Origin of the sequence: Burkholderia sp. Ac-20344, from assembly GCF_017104975.1 — a bacterium.
Lineage (GTDB): Bacteria > Pseudomonadota > Gammaproteobacteria > Burkholderiales > Burkholderiaceae > Burkholderia.
Window position 1 is genome coordinate 1 of sequence record NZ_JAAGPP010000275.1, and the last position, 5,257, is coordinate 5,257.

General features: G+C 68.6%; 9 protein-coding genes. 3 read left to right on the plus strand and 6 right to left on the minus strand.

The features are described 5' to 3' along the window. Together G3N64_RS37990 and bamE are read left to right on the plus strand one after the other, a co-directional pair. The coding region (locus G3N64_RS37990; protein WP_205788726.1) for a hypothetical protein at positions 1 to 356 on the plus strand (356 nt) is incomplete at its 5' end. A gap of 49 nt (positions 357 to 405) precedes the next feature. After that, positions 406 to 837, plus strand: a complete 432-nt coding sequence (bamE, locus tag G3N64_RS37995; RefSeq protein ID WP_205788727.1) for an outer membrane protein assembly factor BamE — start codon at positions 406 to 408, stop codon at positions 835 to 837. 37 nt (positions 838 to 874) lie between these two features. On the opposite strand, the gene G3N64_RS38000 is transcribed toward bamE, so the two are convergent. Beyond that, positions 875 to 1,504, minus strand: coding sequence for a GNAT family N-acetyltransferase (locus tag G3N64_RS38000; protein ID WP_205788728.1), 630 nt, complete (start codon positions 1,502 to 1,504; stop codon positions 875 to 877). Between the two features lie 223 nt (positions 1,505 to 1,727). Between G3N64_RS38000 and G3N64_RS38005 the strand changes: the two genes are divergently transcribed. After that, on the plus strand, positions 1,728 to 2,582 hold the full coding sequence (locus G3N64_RS38005; RefSeq protein ID WP_205788729.1) for a formyltransferase family protein: 855 nt from the start codon (positions 1,728 to 1,730) through the stop codon (positions 2,580 to 2,582). Positions 2,583 to 2,631: 49 nt separating this feature from the next. On the opposite strand, the gene G3N64_RS38010 is transcribed toward G3N64_RS38005, so the two are convergent. The 5 genes from G3N64_RS38010 to G3N64_RS38030 form a co-directional block, all read right to left on the minus strand. Then, positions 2,632 to 3,087 (minus strand): CesT family type III secretion system chaperone, encoded by a 456-nt coding sequence (locus G3N64_RS38010; protein WP_205788730.1) that lies wholly within the window; start codon positions 3,085 to 3,087, stop codon positions 2,632 to 2,634. A 122-nt stretch (positions 3,088 to 3,209) separates the two neighbouring features. Next, positions 3,210 to 3,413 carry a hypothetical protein gene (locus tag G3N64_RS38015; RefSeq protein WP_176045393.1) on the minus strand — a complete coding sequence of 68 codons (204 nt, stop codon included), beginning with the start codon at positions 3,411 to 3,413 and terminating at the stop codon, positions 3,210 to 3,212. Positions 3,414 to 3,506: 93 nt separating this feature from the next. After that, on the minus strand, positions 3,507 to 3,737 hold the full coding sequence (locus G3N64_RS38020) for a type III secretion protein (protein WP_205788731.1): 231 nt from the start codon (positions 3,735 to 3,737) through the stop codon (positions 3,507 to 3,509). A gap of 30 nt (positions 3,738 to 3,767) precedes the next feature. After that, the gene (locus G3N64_RS38025; RefSeq protein WP_205788732.1) at positions 3,768 to 4,877 is read right to left on the minus strand and encodes a secretion protein; all 1,110 of its coding nucleotides are present in this window, start codon (positions 4,875 to 4,877) and stop codon (positions 3,768 to 3,770) included. A 164-nt stretch (positions 4,878 to 5,041) separates the two neighbouring features. Next, on the minus strand, positions 5,042 to 5,257 hold a 216-nt coding region (locus G3N64_RS38030), incomplete at its 5' end, for a hypothetical protein (protein ID WP_205788733.1).

Genomic DNA, 5,257 nt, shown 5'->3' on the forward strand with positions numbered 1-5,257 from the left:
TGCTCGCGGCCGTCACGGGGCGTTCGCTGGCCGCGCACGGCGCGGCGCTGCCCGGCGTGCGCGCACTGGAGGCCAGTCTCGTCGAACGGGGTTGGATAGCCCGTCATGCGCGGTCGTCCGCGTCGCCCGACGAAGCCGGCATCGGTCCCGGTGCCGGCGCGGATGCGGGCGATCCGTCGTGCGTCGCGTCGGGCAACGAAGCCGCGGGCGTGGTGAACGTCGTGCGGTTCGTGGTGCAGGCGCGCGAATGGCTGGACGAGCGGCGCCCACGCGCGCCGGCGGGCGGCTGCCCGCATCGTCGCAGCCTGCGCTGCCGCTGGCACTGCCGCGCGGGATGCACGCAGCGCGGCACATGAGCGGGCAGCGCCTCGTTCCTTTTCAACTTTCTGGATGACCAGCTTCGACATGAGAATCGACACGATGCAGGGCGCGGCGATCGCGCTGCTGGGCGGCATGCTGCTCGCGGGTTGCAGCACGACTTCGCCCTCCGCGGCAAACGGCGCGCCGGTGTTCCCCGATTCGGGCGCGGCGTGGGTGACCGGGGGCACCCGCGTCAGTGCGCGCGACCTGCGGCAGGTCGTGCCCGGAATCACCGAGAACCAGGTGTACCTGCTGATTCATGAACCCCATTTCAGCGAAGGTACGTACGGCGTCCGCGCGTGGAACTACCTCTTCAAGCTGCGAACCGGCCGCCCCGGCGAATACGCGACGTGCCAGTACCAAGTGCAATTCGACGCGCGCCGGCTGGTCCAGGCGACTTACTGGAAAGACCCGGCGTGCGCGCAATACGTCACGCCCGGTGCGACCGCGGCGTCGGCCCCGGCCGACGCGCCGTAGCGCGGCGCAGGCGGCATGACGGGTAGCGCCGCGCGCGTCACAGCGGCGCGTGGCCGCCGGACGAATCACGCAGCAAGTCGCGCAGCCAGGTGCCGGCATCGGGCGCCGGCACGGCCGGACAAGCGTGCCGGGTCAACACGTATAGCAGGCAGTCCGCCGCGTCCAGGTCGCGATTCGGCTGCGGCTCGTGGCGCTTCAGCACCGCTTCGCAGCGGAAGCCCAGGCGCTCGATGCAGTGACCGGCCGGGCCGCCCGCCACGCAATGCGCATGGATCCGCTGCACGCCGCGCTGCCCGAGCAGCCAGCCGAGCAGTTCCTGCAGCGCCATCAGGCATGCGCGCCGGCGCCGCGTGCCGCCGCGCTTCGCGATCATCACCGACAGGCGCACGCCGGGCGGATCGGCGGTGAGCTCGATCACGCCCGCGAGCTGCCCGGTGGCGCGGCACTCGCACGCATAGCGGATCAGCGTCCGGTTGCGCCAGCCGCGGCGCGCTTCGGCGATATACGCATGGGTTTGCGCGAGATCGCCGTGACGCCCGATCGGCAGGTACTTCATCGTTTCGGGGTCGCTCAGCATCTGCTCGAAGAGCGCGGTGGCATCGCCGGGCACCAGCGGGCGGAGTATCAGCCATTCGGTTTCGAGGTGGGGCAAAGGGGGGAGTCGCATGATGATCGCTCGTCATCGATCGGTCGTATCAGTGTTGCCCAATGGCGTACGCCGCGGCGCGAACGCACGAACCGGCACGTGTGTCACGGAATGTCTTCGCGCAGGTGGCGCCGGGTTCGCCGTGCCGCACCGGCAATGCGGCGGGCCATGACATGCTGGCGGATGCGCGGCGCCGCGTGGCCGGCAGCGCCGCTCGCCGCCGTTCCCTCGATGGAGATACCGCATGCGCTTCGCATTCGCAGGATTCGATCTGTTTCATGGGGTACTCGAGACGTTCGCGAGCGCCGGATGGGCACCCGTATCGCTGTTCAGCTTCGTGACCGACGGCCGCGTGAATTCGAACGCGGAGATCGTGTCGCATGCGACGCGGCACGGCTTGCCGCTGCAGTTGTCGCGAATCGACGAGACGGCGCTGCGCACGCTGCGCGATCTCGACTGCGACGTGCTGGTGATCGCCGGATATGGCTGGCGGATTCCGGACTGGACGCCGTACGTCCGGCACGCGATCAACTTCCATCCTTCGCTGCTGCCGGAGGCGCGCGGCCCGTATCCGCTGATGCGCGCGATCCTGGATGGCTATCGCGAATGGGGCGTGACGTGCCACCGGATCGCACCGGAATTCGACACCGGCGAAATCCTTGCACAGGAGCGCTTCGCGCTCGCCGCCGACGAGTGCCACGAAAGCCTGCAACTCAAGGTGCAGATGGCCGGCTGCCGGCTCGCTCGGCAGGTCGCGTACCGCTTCGACGCACTGTGGGCCGCGCGCGTGCCGCAGGCAGGCGGCAGCCATTGGCCGATGCCGTCGGACGCCGATCGCACGCTTGATTTCACGCAGCCGGTGGATCGCGTGATGACACAGGTCCGGGCCAACGGGCTGCACGAATGCATCGCGCACGTCGGCGGCAGCGTGCTCTATGTACGGCGCGCGGTGGGCTGGCATGAACGGCATGCCTGCGAACCGGGCGCGATCGCGCACGTCAGCCGCCGCTGGTATGTGATCGCGGTGCCGGACGGCTTCGTCGCGCTGCTCGAATGGAGCGCGCTGAGCCTCGCCCGTCGCGCGGACATCGGGCCGTAATCCGCAGCGCGCGGCGCGTAGGGGCGGCGCGAGTCGGCCGGTCACGGGGTCACGCCCGCAGCCAGAAGAATTCGCCGGAAGCGATGCCTTCGAACATTTCGTCGCTCGACTCGATGATGTTCTGCCGCCAGTAGCGGCCGTGGTCGGCATAGTGAACCAGCAGGTCCGCGAGATCCGCGCCGCTGAAATCGGGATCGAAGGGCAGCCGCAGGATCAGGACGATCGAGCCCGTGTCGGCGTCGATGCCGAGTTGCGCCTGGTCCTGCGCATAAATCAGCAGGTTGGCCTCGAGCATCAGCCGGAAAATGTGCAGCGTGCGGCCCGCCGTGACGGTGCCGAAGTGGAAGTTCGCGTAGATCGCATCCTGGTCGCGCTCGACGTGCTCGAGGCGCACCTCGAACCCTTCGACCTCGACCGAGCCGGTTTCCTGAACGTAGTCGACGTCGTGAAGCCCGACGACCGCACAGAACTGGGCCACGATTTCGAGATAGCGGGAATCGTTCATGAGCGGGGCGACGCAACGAAAGCAGGAATGGGAAGAGGCCGGCGCCCGGAGCCCGCCGGAGGACCGGATCGGGCTGGCCTGTCGCGCCGGCGGTGGCGCCGCGGTGCGGCGTGCGAAGTGCGTTACTGGTTCTTCGCGATGTCCTTGAGCGAACCCGTTGCCGAATTGGTCGCGTTGGCGGTTGCCGTCGCGGCATTCAGCTGGGCGTTGTTCGAGGCCTGGGTAATGGCAGCCGCCGAGCTCGCTTTCGTGATCGCGGTCTGTGCTGCCGTCGATTCGGCGATGCTGCTGACTGCTTCGCCTGCACCTGCTAATGCACCTGCCATGTTGATTCTCCTTGTGAAGTGACGACGGTTACTGCGGATAAACCGTTCTCGAGCGGCAACAGCCGCAGCGGAACAGAACGGAAAGGGGGCGCGCTACGCCTGCCGGATCTGCTGGATCACGCGCGATGCGGCCAGCAGGCCACGGTAAAGCGTCGCGCGATTCCTGTTGTCGATATCGGCACCGGGCGTTGCATTGTTGACGTTCTCCGCGATCTCGGCGAGCGCGCGCTGGATCCCGTCGATCGTCGGTGCGGCGTTCGGGTCCCTGACGACCGCGGAAAGGTTGTCGAACGGCTTGGCGTAGGGCGTAATCGGCTCGTACATGTCGGTTGTCCTGTCGAGGTCGGTGGAAATTCAGGAGTCCGGCACAGCCGGGCGGGGCGCAGCGTGCGCCTGCTCCGCGCTGCGCGCGATCGTGCTGCTGTCGACGGACGGCGTCGCCGGGCCGGAGGCGACCGGCACGCCGGATGCCGGCACCGGATCGGCCGGCGCATCCGTCACGTAGATGTGCTTGATGCCGTCGGGCGTCTGCGTGTACTGCACCGTGTCCGACGACACGATCTCCGAATACTGTCCGGTCACGGGCGCGGCGTGGCCGGGATTCTCGACCGCCTGCACGACGAGCCGCCGGATGTTCGAATCGAGGTCGGCCCGCACGCGCGTGACCGCCTTGTCGAGCGCGTCCTTGCTGTCGACCGTGCCGGTTATCGCGAATTCGCCGTTACCCAGGTACTTGACCCGAACGCCCGCGATGCCGAGCGAATCCTCGATGCTGTGCACGGCGTTCTGCGCGACGTCGTAGCTGCGCACGATGTCCTTCGATGCGATCTTCGCCAGCGTCGAACGGACGAGCTGATCGTCGGCGAGATTGGCGACCATGCCCGTCACGACGCTCGTGTTCCCGACCGTGCGCACCTGCAGCTCGGTCATGTGCGCGGCCGCGAGCGCATCCTGGATGCGGGTGGTCCGGTAGTCTGCGCCATGCCGCAGCGCGGCCTCGCTGTCGGGCGCGGTGGTCAGCAGCACGGCGGTGCCCGCGACGATGCCGACTGCGATGCACGCGACGAGTGCGCCGTAGTAGCGCCGCCGCTTGCGCCGTTCGGCATCGACCCGCGCGTCGGCCGGCCGGGTCAGCAGCGTCGACAGCAGGTCGAGATCCGACGGCCATGGCACGTCGTCAGGGCCCACGCACAGGATCGTCTCGCCGAACCGCATCGGCACGAAGTCGGCCAGGATCACCGTTTCCGGTTCGGCAGCGGTGTCCGCGGGCTCGGTGTCCGGCGCGTCGACACGCACGATCGCGCGCACGACGCCGGACGGATCGACGTCGAGCGTCACGTCCGCGCCGGTCCAGTCCGTCAGACGGATATCCGCATCGGCACCGCCATGAACCCGATGCCGACCCGGCGCGAGCTGCAGCATCGCGCCCGCGTGGAATCCCGTCAGTATCCGTAGCTGTTTCATGAGCGAAGCGTTCAATCGATATCAGGTCCGTATGCCGAATCCGCGGCGCCGTGCACGACGGGCGCACATCGTCCGTCTCGCTGTGAATGTAGAGGCTAAAAACGCGCTGCCGGCCCCGGATGCGAAGACTTCGCGTGTCGAACGAAGCATCGGGCGCCGCCGTGCTACGGCATGCGCCGCAGCGCGCGCAACGTATCGAGCGCGTCCGCGCACTGGCGCGGCGTGCGCGGGCGGTCGAACTGGCGCAGCAGCAGGCCGGCCAGTACGTTGAAGTCGCGTGCGGCTTCCGGCAACGGCGCGGCACCCCGCTGCGGCGGCGGCTGCGTGCGCAGCATCTCGAGATCGGCCGCCGGCAGCGCGACGCCGGACTGCTGCATGCG